Source organism: Verticiella alkaliphila, assembly GCF_018904615.1.
Taxonomy (GTDB): Bacteria; Pseudomonadota; Gammaproteobacteria; order Burkholderiales; family Burkholderiaceae_B; genus Verticiella; species Verticiella alkaliphila.
Genome location: NZ_JADCNH010000008.1, coordinates 76,402 through 92,842 on the forward strand (window position 1 = coordinate 76,402; position 16,441 = coordinate 92,842).

Below are 16,441 nucleotides of genomic sequence, written 5' to 3' on the forward strand. Positions count from 1 at the left end.
TGCCCGGCCATAATTCGCCGGCATCCTTGAGGCGGTCCGTCCTTTGGCACCGTCCCGCGCTTCTCTTACGACGACGACCGGCCCGCATGCCTGATTCACCTCGCAGTCAACGCTTTCGCGCCATGCACACGGCCTCTGCAGGTCCGGCACGACCATGAATACGACCGCCGCGCTCAACCCCTTTCTCGACCGCATGAAGTCGGCCCCGCGGGCATTGCTGCTCGTGGGTGCCGCCCTGCTGGTGGCCGTCATCGTGGCGTTTGCGCTGTGGAGCCGTGGGCCGGAGTACCGGGTACTCTTCGCCAATCTGGCCGAGCGCGACGGTGGCGCCATCGTTGCTGCGCTCAATCAGATGAACGTGCCCTACCGCTTCGCGGACGGCAGCGCGGCACTCATGGTGCCTGCCGAGCGGGTCCATGAGACGCGCCTCGCGCTGGCGGCACAAGGCCTGCCGCGCGGCGGCTCGGTCGGCTTCGAGCTTCTGGACAATGCCAAGTTCGGCGCCAGCCAATTCACCGAGCAGGTCAACTTCCAACGCGCGCTGGAAGGTGAGCTTGCGCGCTCGATCGCCTCAGTACAGTCCGTGCGCGAGGCGCGCGTGCATCTGGCCTTGCCGCGCCAATCGATGTTCGTGCGGGATCGCCAGCCACCCACTGCGTCGGTGATGTTGCAGCTCTATCCCGGCCGTGCCCTGGACGAAGCCCAGGTCGCGGCCATCGCGCATCTAGTGAGCGCGAGCGTGCCAGAACTGAACACGGCCAACATTTCCATCGTGGATCAATTCGGCCGCTTGCTGTCGCTTCCCGTGGGCGAAGGTCGTGGTGCCGACCCGGCCGAGTTCCGTCGTCTGCGCGAAATCGAGCGCGGCTATGCCCAGCGCATCGAAGCCATCCTCGTACCTTTGCTTGGCCCAGGTAACGCGCACGCCCAGGTCACCGCGGACGTCGACTTCTCCCGCCGCGAGGAAACGCAGGAAGCCTATCGTCCGAATCAATCCCCCGACCAGGCCGCTGTGCGCAGCCGCCAGTCGAGTGATTCGCTGCAATCTGGTGCGCCCGGCCCGCAGGGCGTGCCCGGTGCCCTCACGAACCAGCCGCCCGCAGCGACGACGGCGCCGCTCACGGATCCTGCTGCCCAAGCCAACGCCGAGGGCGCGCAAACGGCTGCCGCCGTCGGCACCGGTGGCGCCAATGCCCCCGCCATTCCGACGACAGAGCGCCGCGACGCCACGGTCAACTACGAAGTGGACCGCACCATCACGCACCTGCGGCATGCTACGGGCACGGTGGCTCGCCTGTCCGTGGCCGTGATCGTCAATCACCTGCCGGACGCCGAGGGCAATCTGCAGGCACTGCCTGCCGAACAGCTCGAGCGACTGCGTGGTCTCGTCATGCAGGCCATGGGCTACTCCGAGGCGCGCGGCGATTCGCTGGAGCTGCTGCACAGCGCCTTCGTGACTCCGGTGGAACCGGAAGTGCCGATGTGGCAGGACCCGGTCATCATCGACCTCGCCAAGACGGCAGGCGGCTGGCTGCTCTTCCTGGTCATCGCGCTGTGGCTGTGGTTCGGCCTCGCGCGCCCCCTGCTGCGCCGCCAGACGGGCACCGCGGGCGCCGGTACAGCAGGCATTGCCGCAGGCGGCCTGCCGGGCATGGCCGGCCTGCCACCGGACGAGGAAGCGGAAGAGGCCGAGCGCACCATCGCCGCGGCCGCCAAGGCCCGCCAGCAGAGCCGCTACGACGAGAACTTGCAGACAGCCCGAGACCTGGCAGTCAAGGATCCGCGCGCCGTGGCTGCCGTGATCCGCACCTGGATGGAAAAAGATGAGTCTTGATGCCCTCACCCGCAGCGCCATCCTCATGATGTCGATCGGCGAGGACGCCGCCGCCGAGGTGTTCAAGCACCTGTCCGCGCGCGAAGTCCAGGCCGTCGGCGGCGCCATGGCCAATCTGAAACAGGTGACGCGCGACGAAGTGGCTTCCGTGCTCGAGGACTTTCGCCAGGAAGCCGACCAGTTCATGGCCGTCAGCCTGGGCTCGGACGACTACATCCGCTCAGTCCTTACCAAAGCGCTGGGCAGCGACCGCGCCGCCGGCCTCATCGAGGACATTCTCGAGGCGAACAACAGCACCAATGGCGTGGATGCGCTCAACTGGCTCGAGCCCATCACGGTGGCCGAACTCGTCCGCGACGAACACCCGCAGATCATCGCCACGATCCTGGTCCACCTCGAGCGCGACCGTGCCGCCGAAGTGCTGTCGATGCTCAACGAGCGCCTGCGCAACGACGTCGTCATGCGCATTGCGACGTTCGGCGGCGTTCAGCCCTCGGCGCTGCACGAACTCACCGAAGTGCTCAACGAAGTGTTCTCCGGTCAGGGCGCCAAGCGCAGCCGCATGGGTGGCGTGCGCACCGCGGCCGAGATCATCAACATGATGAACACGACGCAGGAAGAGGCCGTCATCCAGAGCCTGCGCGATCGCGACAACGACCTCGCCCAGAAGATCGTGGACGAGATGTTCGTCTTCGAGAACCTCATCGACGTGGACGATCGCGGGATTCAGCTGCTGCTGAAGGAAGTCGAGAACGACGTCCTCACGATGGCGTTGAAGGGTGTGCCGGATCCGGTGCGCGAGAAGTTCCTGCGCAACATGTCCAACCGCGCGGCCGAGATGCTGCGCGAGGACCTGGAAGGCATGGGCCCGGTCCGCCTGTCCCAGGTCGAGGCCGAGCAGAAGAAGATCCTGCAGATTGCCCGCCGTCTGGCCGAGACGGGCCAGATCACGCTGGGCGTGCGCGGAGACGACGCGTATGTCTGACCGCAACCCGCCGCGTGCCGCACGGATCGTCCCGCGTGCCGAACTGCGCACCTGGCGGCGCTGGCAGACGGCCGAGCTGCGCGCCGATGGCGAGGCCGTCGAGCCGGTCGTCGACGACGTGGATCCCAGCGAGGACCCTGCCGCGCTCGAGGCCGAGCGCGAGGCGCTGCGCGAAGCCGCGCGACAGGCTGGTTACGCCGAAGGCTTTGCCGCGGGACACGCGGAAGGTCTCGCAGCCGGTCGCGAAGCGGGCCACGCCGAAGGGCTCGCCGCGGGCCATGCCGAGGGCTCTCGGCTGGCGCAGGCGCCCCTGGACGCCCAGGCAAAACTCCTGAAGGGTGTGGTGCATCAGGCGCGCGAAGCGGTCGACGGCCTGGCGCACGGCATGACCGGCGCGCTCACCCGGCTCGCCCTGCAGATCGCGCGCCACGTCGTGGCCGACACGCTCGCCCAGCATCCTGCAGCCGTGGCGCATCTGGTGCGACAGATGCTGCAGGAACACGCCGCCGATGCGTTGCCCGTGCAACTGCTCGTCAATACGGAAGACGCCGCCGTCATCGAAGCCAACCTGGGCGATGCCTTGAAAGAGGCCGGCTGGCGCATCGTGCCCGACGCCACCGTGGCGCGCGGCGGTTGCCGCGTGCGCAGCCGCCTGGGCGAGATCGACGCCTCCCTCGAGACGCGCTGGCGCTATGCGTGCGCCGCCATCGGCATGGACGACCCATGGCAGCCGACCTGAGCGACGCCGCCGCGAACCCGCTGACGCACGGCTGGCTGGCCGGGCTGGACCAGGCCGTCTCGCGCCTGCGCACCGCGCCGAGCAGCACGCCCTCGGGTCGCGTCACCCGCGCCACGGGCCTCGTGCTCGAAGCCACCGGCCTGCGCCTGCCGGTGGGCGCGGCCTGCCGCATCGAGGTCAATCCCGGACATCCGGAGTACGCGGCCGCCGAGGTCGTGGGCTTCAACGGTCACACGCTGTACCTGATGCCGCAGACGGACATCAGCGGCTTGCCCCCGGGCGCTCGCGTGTTTGCCGAAGAAGTCGCCGCTGGCACCGCCGAAGTCGACGCGGCCCTGCGCGGGCGTCGCCTGCCCGTGGGCGACGCGCTGCTCGGCCGTGTTCTCGACGGCGCTGGTCACCCGCTGGACGATCTCGGCCCGATCGACGACGCCCCGCGCGCCGCGCTCAATACGCCGCCCGTCAATCCTTTGTCACGCCGCCCGATCGACTCGGTGCTCGACGTGGGCGTACGTGCCATCAACGGCATGCTCACCGTGGGACGCGGCCAGCGCATGGGTCTTTTCGCAGGCTCCGGCGTGGGCAAGAGCATGCTGCTCGGCATGATGGCACGCTATACGAAGGCCGAGGTCATCGTCGTCGGCCTGATCGGCGAGCGGGGCCGCGAGGTTAAGGACTTCATCGAGAACATTCTCGGGCCCGAGGGGCTCGCCCGTTCCGTCGTCGTCGCCGCCCCCGCCGACGTGTCACCCCTGCTGCGCCTGCAGGGTGCCGCCTACGCCACGCGCCTCGCGGAGTACTTCCGCGATCAAGGTCGGGACGTGCTCCTGATCATGGATTCGCTCACCCGCTACGCGATGGCACAGCGCGAGATCGCGCTCGCGATCGGAGAGCCGCCCGCGACCAAGGGGTATCCGCCGTCGGTCTTCGCCAAGCTCCCGATGCTGGTCGAGCGTGCTGGCAACGGCAAGGTGCGCGAAGACGGCAGCTACGGCTCGATCACGGCGTTCTACACCGTGCTCACCGAGGGCGACGATCAGCAGGATCCGATTGCCGACTCGGCTCGCGCGATTCTCGACGGCCACGTCGTCCTCTCGCGCAGCCTGGCCGAATCCGGTCACTACCCGGCCATCGACATCGAGGCGTCGATCTCGCGCGCCATGACCGCGCTCATCGATAACACGCGCTTTCAGCAGGTGAGTCGATTCAAGCAAGCCTTGTCACGCTACCAGCGCAATCGCGATCTGATCGCCGTCGGCGCCTACGCGCCCGGCAACGATCCTCAGCTCGACGAGGCCATTGCCCTGCACCCCCAACTGGCGGCCTTCCTGCAACAGGACCTGCACCAGAACGTGAGCTACGAGCAAGCCGTGGCGCACCTGGATTCGATCTTCCCTATGGCGAACCGACATGTCAGCTCAGCAACCGCTTGATGTCCTGATCGGCCTCGCGCGCGACGCGGTGGATGCCGCGACGCGCGAACTCGGCTCGCTGCAGGCCACGCGTCTGCAGGCCGAGCGCCAGCTCCAGATGCTCGAGGGCTATCTGGAGGATTACCGCGTGCGCCTGCAACAAGCCATCTGCAGCGGCCTGTCGGCTGCCGCCTGGCAGAACTACCAACGCTTCATCGGCACCCTCGAGGGCGCCATCGGCGAGCAGCGCAACGTGCTGCGTCACGCCGAGGGCCGCCTCGACGACGGGCGCGTCAGCTGGCAACAGGAGACGCGCAAGCTCAACGCCTTCGACACCCTGGCGCAACGCCGCGAACAGGCGCAGGCCCAGCAGGCCCTCAAGCGCGAACAGCGCGCCACCGACGAATTCGCCGCGCAACAGATGCGCCGCCGCTTCCAACCCGAGACGCAGTCATGACCGTATCTTCGCTCCACGCCATCGTGCCCGCGGCGCCCGCCGCCCCGGCCGGCCTGCCGCAGGATGCCGCCGCGCCCGACACCGGCTTTGCCCAGGCCCTCGCGCAACGTCAGTCGCACCACCAGAGTCGCACCGCCGACGGACACGAACGCCGCCCTGCCGAGCACACCGACACGGCCGCCAACGGCGCGGCGGGTGAAGCCGACACGCCGCAAGACGGCCCGCTCGCCGCGACAACCCCGGGTGTGGACGACAAGGCCGCCAAGGTCGATGCCGAGGAGCCCATGACCGACCCGGCGCTCGCTGCCAGCATGCAGTTCGCGGACTTCGTGCGCGAACTCACGAGCGCCAGCCGCGCCGTGGCCGCCCGCAGCCAGACCGCGACAGACGTCGAGGTCGACGACGCGGCCTTGCCAGCACTGCGCGCGGCGCCCGGCCGCGAGCTTCGTACAGAGGCGGTGCAAGGCGATCGCATGGCGGCCCTCGCTGCCAAGCCCGTGGCCGACGATACGCAGGCCATCTCCCCAGCGGGCATAGGCACCGTTGCACGGCCGGACACGGCAACCTTGCCCACGCGCCCGGCCCTGTCCGGTGATCGCGCCGATGACCGCGCCCAGGTGCGCGCAGACGCGCGCAACGAGGCGGCCGCACCCCAGGACGGCGCTGCCGTGACGGCGGCCGCGCTGAATGGGTCGGCCGCCGCCCGCCCGGCCCCCGCGGGTGCAGCCATCAGTTCGTCCGAACATGCACCCGCAGCTGGGGCCACCGCGCTGCCCACGGCATCGGGCGCAGGTCAATTCCCCGGCTCAACACGCCTGACCGCGGCCGCGGCTTCCGCCACCGACGCGGCCAACCTTCGCGCCGACACGGCCAGCACCACACCCACGGCGCCTGCCTGGGCGACCGCATTCTCTGCCGCCCTGCCCCAGACAGCACCGGCAGCGGGCGTCACCCCGATGCCCGCTGCGCCCGCGGGCGCCGGCTTGCTCGAGCCCGGCGTGGGCGCACCGCTGCATTCACCGCAATGGGCCCCGGCCCTCGGCCGGCAGATGGTCCTGCTCGGCAGCGCGGAAGGCGGCACGATCCGTCACGCCGAGCTTCGCCTGGATCCGCCGGATCTCGGCCCGCTGCGCGTCAGCCTGAACCTGTCTGGCGACCAGGCCACCGCGGTGTTCGTCTCGCCCCACCCTGCCGTGCGCGCCGCCGTGGAAGCCGCCCTGCCGCAATTGCAGCAGGCGCTGGCCGAAGCGGGTATCCAGCTGGGCAACACCTCGGTCGGCGATCAGGGATCTTGGCAGGAAGCGCGTGAATCCAGCCAGGGACAAGGGCGTGGCCGCGATGGCGAAGGCGATGACGCAGGGCAGACCGTGGCCGGCACGGAGCCCACGATTACCCGCGCAGCCCCGCGTGGACTCATCGACACCTTCGCGTGAGCCGCGCAATACCCTGAGGTGACGGGGAATATCCCCGTTGTTCATCTCCTTTCTGCCCGGCCACGCCAGGGATAATCCCATCACGCGGCGACTGTCGAAGTCCCCGCCGCCGTGCTCCACAGACTGTTAGCTCGACCACCATGCCGACACACTCTTCGCGCCTTGCCCGCTTCGCCTCGCGGATGTCCGACCGCTCCGGATCGCGTGCGCGCCAGCATGGCCGCCTGAGCCGTCCGGTCATCGCCCTGATCGCTCTGACTGTGCTCGGCGCCTCCGCCACGGCCATCACCTATTTCGTCATGCGGCCTCAGGCCACGATGGCTGCCGAAGCCGCGCCGGCCCCGCCGCCGATCCCCCTCTTCTACCCGGCCGATCCCTTCACTGTCACGCTGAACAAGGCCGACGGCGAACGGCTGCTGCACGTGGGGCTGACGTTCAAGCTGTCCGAGGAAAGCGCGCGCCAGCGGCTCGACACCTATCTTCCGATCGTGCGCAGCCAGCTCCTCATGCTGCTCGCCGAGCAGAGCCCCGAGATCGTCCAGACGAGCGACGGCAAGCGTCGCCTGGCCGACGACATCCGCAAGACGGTCAACACCGTATTCGAAGGCCGCAACGACAAGCCCCCCGTGGAAAGCGTCCTCTTCAACGCCTTCGTGGTGCAGTAACCATGGCCGCGTATGAGGCGATGCTCTCGCAGCAGGAGGTCGATGCCCTGCTGGCGGGCGTGACCGGCGAGGACAGCGCCCCCTCCAAGGCCGATGCGGCCGATGGCCGCACCCGCCCCTACGATCTCGGCTCGCCCGAGCGTATCGTGCGCCGGCGCATGCATGCGCTGGAAGCCATCAACGAGCATTTCGCGCGCAACCTGCGCTCCTCGCTGCTCAACTTCATGCGTCGCAGTCCTGACATCAGTGTCAGCGGCATCCGCATCCAGAAGTACGACGAGTTCGAGCGCAACCTGCCGGTGCCGTGCAATCTCAACCTGATTCACATGAAGCCGCTGCGCGGCACGGCCTTGTTCGTGTTCGACCCGAACCTGGTCTTCCTGATCATCGACAGCCTGTTTGGTGGCGATGGCCGCTATCACACACGGGTCGAAGGCCGGGATTTCACCGTCACCGAGCAGCGCATCATCCGCCGCGTGCTGAATCTCACGCTGGATTGCTATGGCCGCGCCTGGCAACCGGTGTATCCCGTGGATTTCGAGTACGTGCGCGCTGAGATGCACACGAAGTTCGCGAGCATCACCGGTCCGAACGAAGCGGTCGTCGTCACGACCTTCCACATCGAGTTCGGCGCACCGGTGGCGACCTGAACATCTGCCTGCCCTACTCGATGATCGAGCCGGTGCGCGACCTGCTCACGCGCCCATTGCAGCAGAGCCAGCTCGCAGCCGTGGATGCGCGCTGGAGCCAGCTGCTCACGCACCAGGTGCGCGGCGCGGATGTTCGGCTGTCGGCTGAGTTCGCCATCGTCGACACGAATGTCCGGCAATTGCTCACCATGCAGGTCGGCGACATGTTGCCCATCGAGCTGCCCGAGGTTGTCACGGCGCGCGTCGACGGCGTGCCGCTCATGCAGTGCGCCTACGGCTCGCATCGTGGGCGACACGCGCTGCGCATCCTGCAGCTGACCCCACCCCAGGATACTGACCCCTTCCCTCCCGAGTCCGCCCATCATGAGTGACACTGATTCCAAGAACGACGGCAACCAGAGCTCTGCCGACGACGACTGGGCGAGCGCGCTGGCCGAGCAGACCGCGGCTGCGCGGCCGGCCGCCCCCTCGGTCTTCCAACCGCTCGAATCCCAGCCTGCCGCCACGCTGAACGGCGACATCGAACGCATCCTCGATGTGCCGGTACAGCTCACGGTCGAGCTGGGGCGTACCAAGCTCAGCATCAAGAATCTGCTGCAGCTGGGCCAGGGCAGCGTGGTCGAGCTTGACGGGCTCGCGGGCGAGCCCATGGACATCTATGTGAACGGCTATCTCATCGCCCAGGGCGAAGTCGTGGTCGTGGACGACAAGTACGGCATTCGCCTCACCGACATCATCACCCCGTCGGAACGCATCAACCGGCTCAACCGCCGCTGATCTCAATGGCCGGCGCCCTGCCGGCCGGTTTCTTCCCGCCATGCGCTCGCACCTGCTTTCTCGCCTCAGCACCGCCGCGGCCTGTCTTCTGACTGCCACGCCGGCTCTGGCCCAGACCGACCCACTTGCGGGCGGCGCCATGATGGTGCGCGCCATGCTCGGGCTGGCGGTGGTGATCGGCCTCATCCTCCTGTGCGCGTGGGCGGCCCGCCGTATGGGCATTGCATCGCGTGCCACGGCGGGCATGCCGGCACGCCTGGTGGGCAGCATGGCGCTCGGCCCGCGCGAACGCGTGATCGTGTTGCAGGTGGAAGACACCTGGCTCGTCGTCGGCGTGACCCCCGGGGGGATGCAGACCTTGCACACGCTGCCGGCCACCCCCGAGGCGCCAGCCAATACGACGCCCACAGCGCCCGTCTGGCGCGACGTCCTGCAGCGCGCCGTGGGCCGGCGACCGGAGCGCTGAGATGATGCCGCTTTTGCCGAGGGACGTGTTGACGCGACTGCGCCAGCAGATGCCTAGGGGCGCATGGCACAGTCTGACATTGGCCGGACTCGCTCTGCTGCCTGCCGTGGCGCAGACGCAAGGTCTGCCGGCCCTGACCGCGCAGCCCTCCGCCGACGGCGGCCAGATCTACTCGTTGAGTGTGCAGACGCTATTGCTGCTCACGATGCTGACGTTCCTGCCTGCAGCGTTGCTGATGATGACGGGTTTTACCCGGATCATCATCGTGCTGGGGCTGCTGCGCAATGCGCTGGGGACGGGGGCATCGCCGCCCAACCAGGTGCTGGTGGGTCTGGCCCTCTTTCTCACGCTCTTTACCATGGGGCCGGTCTTCGACCAGGTCTACAGCAGCGCCTACCGGCCTCTCGCGGACGGGGAGATTTCCTTCGAGGAGGCATTGTCGCGCGGCGAAGGCCCCATGCGCGAGTTCATGCTGCGCCAGACGCGCGAAGGCGATCTGCAGCTCTTCGCCGAGCTTGCCCAGGCGCCTGAGATGCAGGGCCCTGAAGACATCCCGCTGCGCGTGCTGGTGCCCGCCTTCGTCACCAGCGAGCTCAAGACGGCTTTTCAGATCGGCTTCACCATCTTCATTCCGTTTCTCATCATCGATCTGGTGGTGGCGAGCACGCTGATGGCCTTGGGGATGATGATGGTGCCGCCGGTGACCATCTCGCTGCCGTTCAAGCTCATGCTCTTCGTGCTGGCCGATGGCTGGCAACTGCTGCTGGGCTCGCTCGCCCGCAGCTTCTACGTCTAGGGGGCTCGACGTGACGGCAGAAACCATCATGTCCATGACTTACCAGGCGATGAAGATCGCCCTGGCCATGGCGGGCCCGCTGCTGCTGGTCACGCTGGCCGTGGGTCTCGTTATCAGCGTCTTCCAGGCAGCGACGCAGATCAACGAAATGACGCTGTCCTTCATCCCCAAGATCATTGCCATGGTGGTGGTCCTGGTGCTGAGCGGACCGTGGCTGATCGGCCTGATGGTGGACTACATGCGTCAGCTCTTCAGCTCGATCCCGTTTCTCATCGGCTAAGCGGGGACGAGCCGTGATCTCGTTCACGCTGGCCCAGTGGTACGGCTGGATCTCGGCCTTCCTGTGGCCGCTCGCGCGCATCCTGGCGCTCGTGGCCACGGCACCGGTCTTCGGCGAGAACTCGGTCAACGCCCGCGCCAAACTCGCCATCGGCATTGCGATCACGCTCGTGGTCGCACCCGTCATCGGTCCCCTGCCTGACGTCTCGCCCGGCTCCTACGCCGGCATGTGGATCTTGCTGCAGCAGGTGCTGATCGGCGTGGCGTTGGGTCTTTGCATGCGCATGGCGCTCGCTGTGGTGCAGACGGCTGGCGAATTCATCGGCCTGCAGATGGGCCTATCGTTCGCCACCTTCTTCGATCCCGGCACGAATGCCAACACGTCCGTGCTGTCGCGTCTGATGTACTGGATCGCGTTGCTGATCTTTCTGGCCATGGACGGGCATCTGATGCTGATCGCCGGGCTGGCGCACACGTTCGAGGTGCTACCTATCGCCGACGCGGCCCTCGGCCGCAGCGGGTTCGGCAGTCTCATCGAATGGAGCGGCCAGGTGCTCACCCTGGGCCTTGTCCTCTCGCTGCCGCTGGTCACCGCCTTGCTCACGATGAACCTCGCGATGGGCATCCTGAATCGCACGGCTCCCCAGCTGTCGGTCTTTGCCGTGGGCTTTCCCCTGTCACTGCTGGCAGGCCTGGTCATGCTGGCCATCGTGCTGCCGCAATCCACACCCTTCTTCGACCGACTCTTCAGCGCCGCCTTCAGCGCTTTTGAACGCATCGTGCTGGGCTTGCGCCCCTGAGCACACGCGCGTGACGGCAGCGGCCCAGAAGCACAAGGGCCGCTAAGCGGCGGCCCCTGTGCTCTACCAGTTCTAAGGCGCTGCGTCAGCCGCGGCTGAACAGACTCAAACCCTGGATCTTCATGAAGGCCAGTTGCGCGGCTTCCAGGCCGACACGGTACGACGCGAGCTGACTGGATGCCTCCCGAATGTCCACTTCTTCGAGCGACATCAGCTGCGCATCGTAGTTGAGCTTGCGGTTGTCACCGTCGTCTTGGAGGGCGTCGATTTCGTTCATCCGAGCACCGCCCGAGGCACGCACGGTGAGTACGTTGTCCAGGTGCAGGTTCAGCTTGCGGTTGGCGGTAGCCAACGCATTGGACAGCGCGGCTTTATCCGTGGCCGTGGTGCTTCCCGTTTCCAGAGCGGCGATCAGGTTGTCGAGCGTATCGAACAGATCGATCTGTGCCGAGGCGGTCGGTTGCAGCGTCAGCGTATCGCCATCGGCCGGCTCGCCGCTGAAAGCCACGCGCACGCCATTGAAGCTCAGCGTCTGGCCACTGGTGTATTCGGCAGGGCCATAGGCCGCCGGGTCAGCCGGATCCGCTGCGACGTCGCGCACCGTGATGTCGAATCCCCCGCCGGCGCGTTCGGTGAAGGTCACGCTCAACTGCGCACCATAACCCGCAGCCTTGACGTCGACCGTCTGCACGCTGCCGAACGTGACGGCGCCCGCATACGGAGAGCCCGTCTCACCGTAGTAGCCGGTCGCCCCCGGCGAGACGCGACCGAAGACATCGGTGGCGAGGTCGCCCGAGGACATCTGGCGCGTCTGAGAGACTTGCACAGATCGAGCCCCCGACGGCGGCGGATCCGAGAGGCGCCCTGCGGCGTCGTACGGCGCGAGATCGCCCCGATTGCCCGAGAAGAGATATTGTCCGTTGCCGTCCGTGGCATTAGCCTGGCCCAGCAGGCTTTCCCGCGTCTCGCGAAGCTCGTTCGCGAGGACCTTGAGTTCGTTGTCGGAATAGGTGCCGTTACCGGCTTCCACGACGCGTGTCAGCACGCCGGTCAGCATGGTCGTCACTTCGCCGAGCACCTGCTCTTGCGTTGTCAGATTGCGCATCGCGATGTCGCGATTGGCACCCAGGCGCGTGTTGATGCTCGCCGTCTGAGCGACTGTGACAGCTTGCGAAGCCGCCATCGGATCATCAGCCGGGGTAAGTACGCGACGGCCCGACCCGAGTTGCTGCATGGTGTGCAGCATGCGGGCTTCCTGGTCTGCCATGGTGCGCAGACCGATCTGCTGGGAGATCTGATTGCTGACTCTCATCGTGGTGCTCCTCAGGTGCGCAGACCCAGCAGGGTGTCGAAGATGTTGGTGGCGACTTCGATGACGCGTGCGCTGGCGTTGTAATGCTGCACGTAGAAGTCGAGGTTGATGTACTCCTCGTTGAGGTTGACACCAGATACCGCCTGCTGCGCTGCAAAACTCTGCTGCGTCAGCGTGTTCTGTGCCTTCACGGCCGTCTGCGACGCCTGGGTCTTCACACCGATGTTGTTGACGAGCTGCGCATAGCCGCCATTGATGCTGACCGTACCGCTGGCGAGGATGCCCTTGGTTTGCAGACCCGCAAGCGCCAGCGCATTCTCACCGTTGGCGGAGCCGCCATCGGGGCCGGCCGCCGCGATGGCGTTCGGATCCGTTACTCCCACGCCAATATCGCGAGCGCCATAGCGTGTAGGTTGAATGACCCAGCTGTCGTTTCGGACGACATCGCCAGTATCCGGCACCTCGATGCGGATTCCGTCAAACACGAGCACGCCGTTGGCGGCATCGCTGTCAGCGTGAAGCGTCACTGCGCTGCCGCTCGGATAGCGAGTCACGGCGTAATCCGTACCGTCGAAGGTGACTTGGTAATCCGACAGGGTCAACGCGCCCGCAGCCCCTTCGGTGTAGGTAGCGACGATCGTCTGGGCGGGATCACTATTCCTTGCATTGGCGAGCACGGCCGGCGAGCCCACCGAGAAAAATTCGCCGCCATCGGTGCCATTGAGATCCACGCCCTGGCCATGCAGTTCATTGAACGCGAGCGCCAGGCCCAGGGCAACACGGCCGAGCTCGTTCTGCGTGACGTCCAAGGTTTCATGACGAAACCGCAGCAACCCGCCCAATGAACCGCCGTCGATGACCGAGTCGCCGAGCTCGACGACGGTGCCATCCGGCGCGGTATATGCGACGGCTGTACGCGTCGGATCCGCGGCAGACACCATCGACTGCAGGGGGAACACCTTGCCACCCGCAAGCAGTGTCTGGCCATTGCCCACCGACACGTTCAAGGTGTCACCTTGCTCTGACACACTCACGCGGACGAGCTGGTTGAGCTCTGTAATAAGCTGATCCCGCTGATCGAGCAAGTCATTCGGCGGCTGCCCAGAGACGCTCGCACGCGCGATGACGATCCGATCGTTCAAATCGCTGATGCGATGCGCATAGCTGTTAATCTGCTCGACCGTAGTGCCGATCTGCTCATTGATGCTGCCGCGCTGATCATCCAGGAACTGCTGGGCCGACTGCAGCTGGCTCACCAAGCTGTTGGACCGGCCAATGAGTTCCTGGCGCGCTTCCGGGCTGGCCGGCGCCGAAGCCACCGCATGCACCCCTTCGAAAAAGCGCGACAGCGCGGGCGAGACACCCACCGTGCGATCCGCAAGCAGTTGGTTCACGCGGCCGATCTGTTGATCGTAGGTGGTGAGCGAAGCGCCCACCGTGGCAGAGTTATTGAACTGGCTGGTGAGAAAGCCGTCGTGGATGCGCCGTACCGAGTCGACCTTGACGCCGCTGCCAAAGTAGCCGGTGCCGGAGCCCTGCCCGCCCGCGGTGGAGATCAACGACTGCTGGCGGCTGAAGCCCTGCGTATTCACGTTGGCAATGTTGTGCCCCGTGACGTTCAGGCCTGCTTGGGCAGCATTCAGACCGGAGCGGCCGAGTTGGAAGAGAGAGCTCATGCGTGATCTTCTACGGAGAGAGCCGGCAAGTGCGGCGCGTCGAATGAATTAACGGCGCCGAGGCGGAAAAATTTAGGGTTACACGGGCAAAAGCCGCATCACCTTGATGAGTTTGTCCGCGTACGCCGGATCGGTGGCGTAGCCGGCAGCCTGGATGCGACGCGCCGCGTCGTTCTCGTCGCGGGCGTTGACGACATCGCGGTAACGATCGCTCTGCGTGATGAGGCGCGCATAGTCCGACAGCGCGTGCTCGTACGAGTCGTACGCGCGGAACGGCTGCGTCATCTTGGCGGGCGCGCCGTTCACGTACTCCGTAGTCATGACGTTGGCCACGTCCCCCGACCAGCCGCCCGTGGCCTTGATGCCGAAGACGTTGTGGCTGGTGCGCCCGTCCGCCGTGCGGATCTCACGCTGGCCCCAGCCGGATTCCAGGGCGGCCTGGCCGAGAATGAGGCGCAACGGCAAGCCGCTGGCTTCGGCCACGGCGCGTGCGGCGTCGCCCATCTTGTCGAGGAAGCTCGCCACGTGCGCGGGGGTGTCCTCGCCCCAGTCGCCCGTGCTGCCGGCCTTCTGCGAATCTGTCGCGGCCACGCTCGCGCGGATGGCGTCGATCAGGCCGCCCGCGGCCAGGCGGCGCGGCGCGCCCGTGGCGCCGCTGCTGCCGCCGAAGACTTGCGAAGGCTGCGAGAGCGGCGTGAACGCCACATCGGCCGCGTCATCCGGGCCTGCGCCACCGCCGCGCTGCATCTGCGCGAGCAAGGCCTTGGCGAGTCCCATGCCCGGGTTGGCCAGGGCCTGCGCCATCTGCCCGTCATACATGGACTGCACCATGCGGGTCTGGTCGCTGTCGAAAAGACCGTCCTTGGGCGTGGCGTCGCGCATGCGCTGGATCGCCATCTGCAGGAACATGGCCTCGAACTGGCGCGCCACTTCGGGCGCATTGTCGTTGGGCGCTTCGCGCGCGCGGCGCTTCATGCCCTCGAGCGCGTTGACGTCTAGCGAGAAGGTATCGGGCGTGACAGGCGTCATGATCGGTTCGTCAGATGATCTCGAGTTCGGCGCGCAGCGAGCCGGCCGTCTGCATCGCCTGCAGGATGGCGAGCAAATCCTGCGGCGTGGCGCCCAGCGCGTTCAGCGCATTGACCACGTCGGCGAGCGAGGTGCTGGTCTGCACGCGCTGCAGCGCGCCGCCCTCCTGGCGCACCTGAATGTCGGTAGTGGGCACCACCACGGTCTGGCCACCGCCGAACGGCGTATCGGGCTGGCTCACCGCCGCGCCGCGGCTGATGACCACCGAGAGATTGCCGTGGGCGACCGCGGCCTCGTCGATGGTGACGTTGCGGTTCATCACGACCGAACCGGTCCGGGCGTTGATGACGACCTTGGCGCTGACCGGCGCCTGCTGCACCCGCAACGACTCGAGCTCAGACAGAAACATCACGCGGCTGCTCGGATCCATTGGCGCGCGCACCTGGATGACCCGACCGTCCATCGCAGCAGCGGTGCCGGCGCCAAAGCGCGCGTTCACGGCCTGCACGGCGTTCTGCGTCGTGCCGAAATCCGAGTTGCGCATCTCCAGGTACAGCAGGCCATCTGGCGCAATGGCCGTGGGCACGCCGCGCTCGACGATGGCGCCGTTGCTGATTCGCCCGCCGCTCAGCTGGTTGATCTGCACACTGCTGCCCCCCGCGGCCGCGCCGGCCCCGGCGATGACGAGGTTGCCCTGGGCAATCGCATACACCTGGCCGTCGGCGCCCTTCATGGGCGTCATGAGCAAGGTGCCGCCGCGCAGGCTCTTGGCGTTACCCATGGACGACACGTTCACGTCGATGGTCTGGCCCGGACGCGCGAACGAGGGCAGCGTCGCCGTCACCATGACGGCAGCCACGTTCTTCAACTGCATGTTGGTGCCGGGCGGCACAGTGATACCCAGCTGCGAGAGCATGTTGTTCAGGCTCTGGGCCGTGAACGGCGTCTGCCGCGTCTGGTCGCCCGTGCCGTCCAGGCCGACCACCAGGCCATAGCCGATCAGCGGGTTGTCGCGCACCCCCTGGATGCTGGCCAGGTCCTTGAGCCGTTCGGCGTGGGCGCCGCTCGCACTGGCCAGGGCCAGGACAAGGGCGAGGACGAGTCGTTTCATGGTGCACTCCAAGCGTCCCC

16 protein-coding genes and 1 pseudogene are annotated in these 16,441 nt (G+C 67.0%); 13 read left to right on the top strand and 4 right to left on the bottom strand.

Features of this window, described 5'->3' with window-relative positions:
* The first annotated feature begins 154 nt into the window (after positions 1–154).
* The 13 genes and pseudogenes from fliF to fliR all read left to right on the top strand — a co-directional run bounded on the left by fliF (position 155) and on the right by fliR (position 11,293).
* Positions 155–1,834, top strand: a complete 1,680-nt coding sequence (fliF, locus tag IMZ29_RS08050; protein ID WP_216182594.1) for a flagellar basal-body MS-ring/collar protein FliF — start codon at positions 155–157, stop codon at positions 1,832–1,834.
* Positions 1,824–2,819 carry a flagellar motor switch protein FliG gene (fliG, locus tag IMZ29_RS08055; RefSeq protein ID WP_216182595.1) on the top strand — a complete coding sequence of 332 codons (996 nt, stop codon included), beginning with the start codon at positions 1,824–1,826 and terminating at the stop codon, positions 2,817–2,819. The genes fliF and fliG overlap by 11 nt, the downstream gene beginning before the upstream one ends.
* Positions 2,812–3,558 carry a flagellar assembly protein FliH gene (locus IMZ29_RS08060; RefSeq protein WP_216182597.1) on the top strand — a complete coding sequence of 249 codons (747 nt, stop codon included), beginning with the start codon at positions 2,812–2,814 and terminating at the stop codon, positions 3,556–3,558. The genes fliG and IMZ29_RS08060 overlap by 8 nt, the downstream gene beginning before the upstream one ends.
* Positions 3,543–4,991: a flagellar protein export ATPase FliI gene (gene fliI, locus IMZ29_RS08065; RefSeq protein WP_216182599.1), complete on the top strand. Its 1,449-nt coding sequence runs from the start codon at positions 3,543–3,545 to the stop codon at positions 4,989–4,991. Before IMZ29_RS08060 ends, fliI begins: the two co-directional genes overlap by 16 nt.
* Positions 4,969–5,427 (top strand): flagellar export protein FliJ, encoded by a 459-nt coding sequence (gene fliJ, locus IMZ29_RS08070; protein WP_216182601.1) that lies wholly within the window; start codon positions 4,969–4,971, stop codon positions 5,425–5,427. Before fliI ends, fliJ begins: the two co-directional genes overlap by 23 nt.
* Complete coding sequence (locus IMZ29_RS08075) at positions 5,424–6,860, top strand: flagellar hook-length control protein FliK (protein ID WP_216182603.1); 1,437 nt, start codon at positions 5,424–5,426, stop codon at positions 6,858–6,860. Before fliJ ends, IMZ29_RS08075 begins: the two co-directional genes overlap by 4 nt.
* 182 nt (positions 6,861–7,042) lie before the next feature.
* On the top strand, positions 7,043–7,525 hold the full coding sequence (locus tag IMZ29_RS08080) for a flagellar basal body-associated FliL family protein (protein WP_216182605.1): 483 nt from the start codon (positions 7,043–7,045) through the stop codon (positions 7,523–7,525).
* A gap of 2 nt (positions 7,526–7,527) precedes the next feature.
* Positions 7,528–8,546 (top strand): annotated as a pseudogene (gene fliM, locus IMZ29_RS08085) (flagellar motor switch protein FliM).
* On the top strand, positions 8,539–8,952 hold the full coding sequence (gene fliN / locus IMZ29_RS08090; protein ID WP_216182607.1) for a flagellar motor switch protein FliN: 414 nt from the start codon (positions 8,539–8,541) through the stop codon (positions 8,950–8,952). The pseudogene fliM and the gene fliN overlap by 8 nt, the downstream one beginning before the upstream one ends.
* A 40-nt stretch (positions 8,953–8,992) precedes the next feature.
* Positions 8,993–9,418 carry a flagellar biosynthetic protein FliO gene (gene fliO, locus IMZ29_RS08095; protein ID WP_216182609.1) on the top strand — a complete coding sequence of 142 codons (426 nt, stop codon included), beginning with the start codon at positions 8,993–8,995 and terminating at the stop codon, positions 9,416–9,418.
* Between the two features lie 49 nt (positions 9,419–9,467).
* Entirely contained in the window at positions 9,468–10,214 is a 747-nt protein-coding gene (gene fliP / locus IMZ29_RS08100) for a flagellar type III secretion system pore protein FliP (protein WP_216182702.1), read from the top strand.
* A 10-nt stretch (positions 10,215–10,224) separates the two neighbouring features.
* Positions 10,225–10,494, top strand: coding sequence for a flagellar biosynthesis protein FliQ (fliQ, locus tag IMZ29_RS08105; protein WP_216182610.1), 270 nt, complete (start codon positions 10,225–10,227; stop codon positions 10,492–10,494).
* A 13-nt stretch (positions 10,495–10,507) separates the two neighbouring features.
* Positions 10,508–11,293 carry a flagellar biosynthetic protein FliR gene (gene fliR / locus IMZ29_RS08110; RefSeq protein ID WP_216182612.1) on the top strand — a complete coding sequence of 262 codons (786 nt, stop codon included), beginning with the start codon at positions 10,508–10,510 and terminating at the stop codon, positions 11,291–11,293.
* 85 nt (positions 11,294–11,378) lie between these two features.
* Here fliR and flgL read toward each other — a convergent pair whose 3' ends face one another.
* From flgL to IMZ29_RS08130, 4 genes are all read right to left on the bottom strand, one after another.
* On the bottom strand, positions 11,379–12,605 hold the full coding sequence (gene flgL / locus IMZ29_RS08115; RefSeq protein ID WP_216182614.1) for a flagellar hook-associated protein FlgL: 1,227 nt from the start codon (positions 12,603–12,605) through the stop codon (positions 11,379–11,381).
* A gap of 11 nt (positions 12,606–12,616) precedes the next feature.
* Positions 12,617–14,281 (bottom strand): flagellar hook-associated protein FlgK, encoded by a 1,665-nt coding sequence (flgK, locus tag IMZ29_RS08120; RefSeq protein ID WP_216182616.1) that lies wholly within the window; start codon positions 14,279–14,281, stop codon positions 12,617–12,619.
* A gap of 78 nt (positions 14,282–14,359) precedes the next feature.
* Entirely contained in the window at positions 14,360–15,310 is a 951-nt protein-coding gene (flgJ, locus tag IMZ29_RS08125) for a flagellar assembly peptidoglycan hydrolase FlgJ (RefSeq protein WP_216182618.1), read from the bottom strand.
* Between the two features lie 10 nt (positions 15,311–15,320).
* Complete coding sequence (locus tag IMZ29_RS08130; protein ID WP_216182620.1) at positions 15,321–16,421, bottom strand: flagellar basal body P-ring protein FlgI; 1,101 nt, start codon at positions 16,419–16,421, stop codon at positions 15,321–15,323.
* Between the last annotated feature and the right edge of the window lie 20 nt (positions 16,422–16,441).

What these genes read in the sequence shown, in the direction of transcription:
- IMZ29_RS08075 (WP_216182603.1), top strand. Translation starts at nt 5,424, where the DNA reads ATGACCGTATCTTCGCTCCACGCCATCGTGCCCGCGGCGCCCGCCGCC.
- fliP (WP_216182702.1), top strand. Translation starts at nt 9,468, where the DNA reads ATGCCTAGGGGCGCATGGCACAGTCTGACATTGGCCGGACTCGCTCTG.
- IMZ29_RS08060 (WP_216182597.1), top strand. Translation starts at nt 2,812, where the DNA reads ATGTCTGACCGCAACCCGCCGCGTGCCGCACGGATCGTCCCGCGTGCC.
- fliI (WP_216182599.1), top strand. Translation starts at nt 3,543, where the DNA reads ATGGCAGCCGACCTGAGCGACGCCGCCGCGAACCCGCTGACGCACGGC.
- flgK (WP_216182616.1), bottom strand. Translation starts at nt 14,281, where the DNA reads ATGAGCTCTCTCTTCCAACTCGGCCGCTCCGGTCTGAATGCTGCCCAA.
- fliJ (WP_216182601.1), top strand. Translation starts at nt 4,969, where the DNA reads ATGTCAGCTCAGCAACCGCTTGATGTCCTGATCGGCCTCGCGCGCGAC.
- fliG (WP_216182595.1), top strand. Translation starts at nt 1,824, where the DNA reads ATGAGTCTTGATGCCCTCACCCGCAGCGCCATCCTCATGATGTCGATC.
- fliO (WP_216182609.1), top strand. Translation starts at nt 8,993, where the DNA reads ATGCGCTCGCACCTGCTTTCTCGCCTCAGCACCGCCGCGGCCTGTCTT.
- IMZ29_RS08080 (WP_216182605.1), top strand. Translation starts at nt 7,043, where the DNA reads ATGTCCGACCGCTCCGGATCGCGTGCGCGCCAGCATGGCCGCCTGAGC.
- fliF (WP_216182594.1), top strand. Translation starts at nt 155, where the DNA reads ATGAATACGACCGCCGCGCTCAACCCCTTTCTCGACCGCATGAAGTCG.
- flgJ (WP_216182618.1), bottom strand. Translation starts at nt 15,310, where the DNA reads ATGACGCCTGTCACGCCCGATACCTTCTCGCTAGACGTCAACGCGCTC.
- fliN (WP_216182607.1), top strand. Translation starts at nt 8,539, where the DNA reads ATGAGTGACACTGATTCCAAGAACGACGGCAACCAGAGCTCTGCCGAC.
- IMZ29_RS08130 (WP_216182620.1), bottom strand. Translation starts at nt 16,421, where the DNA reads ATGAAACGACTCGTCCTCGCCCTTGTCCTGGCCCTGGCCAGTGCGAGC.
- flgL (WP_216182614.1), bottom strand. Translation starts at nt 12,605, where the DNA reads ATGAGAGTCAGCAATCAGATCTCCCAGCAGATCGGTCTGCGCACCATG.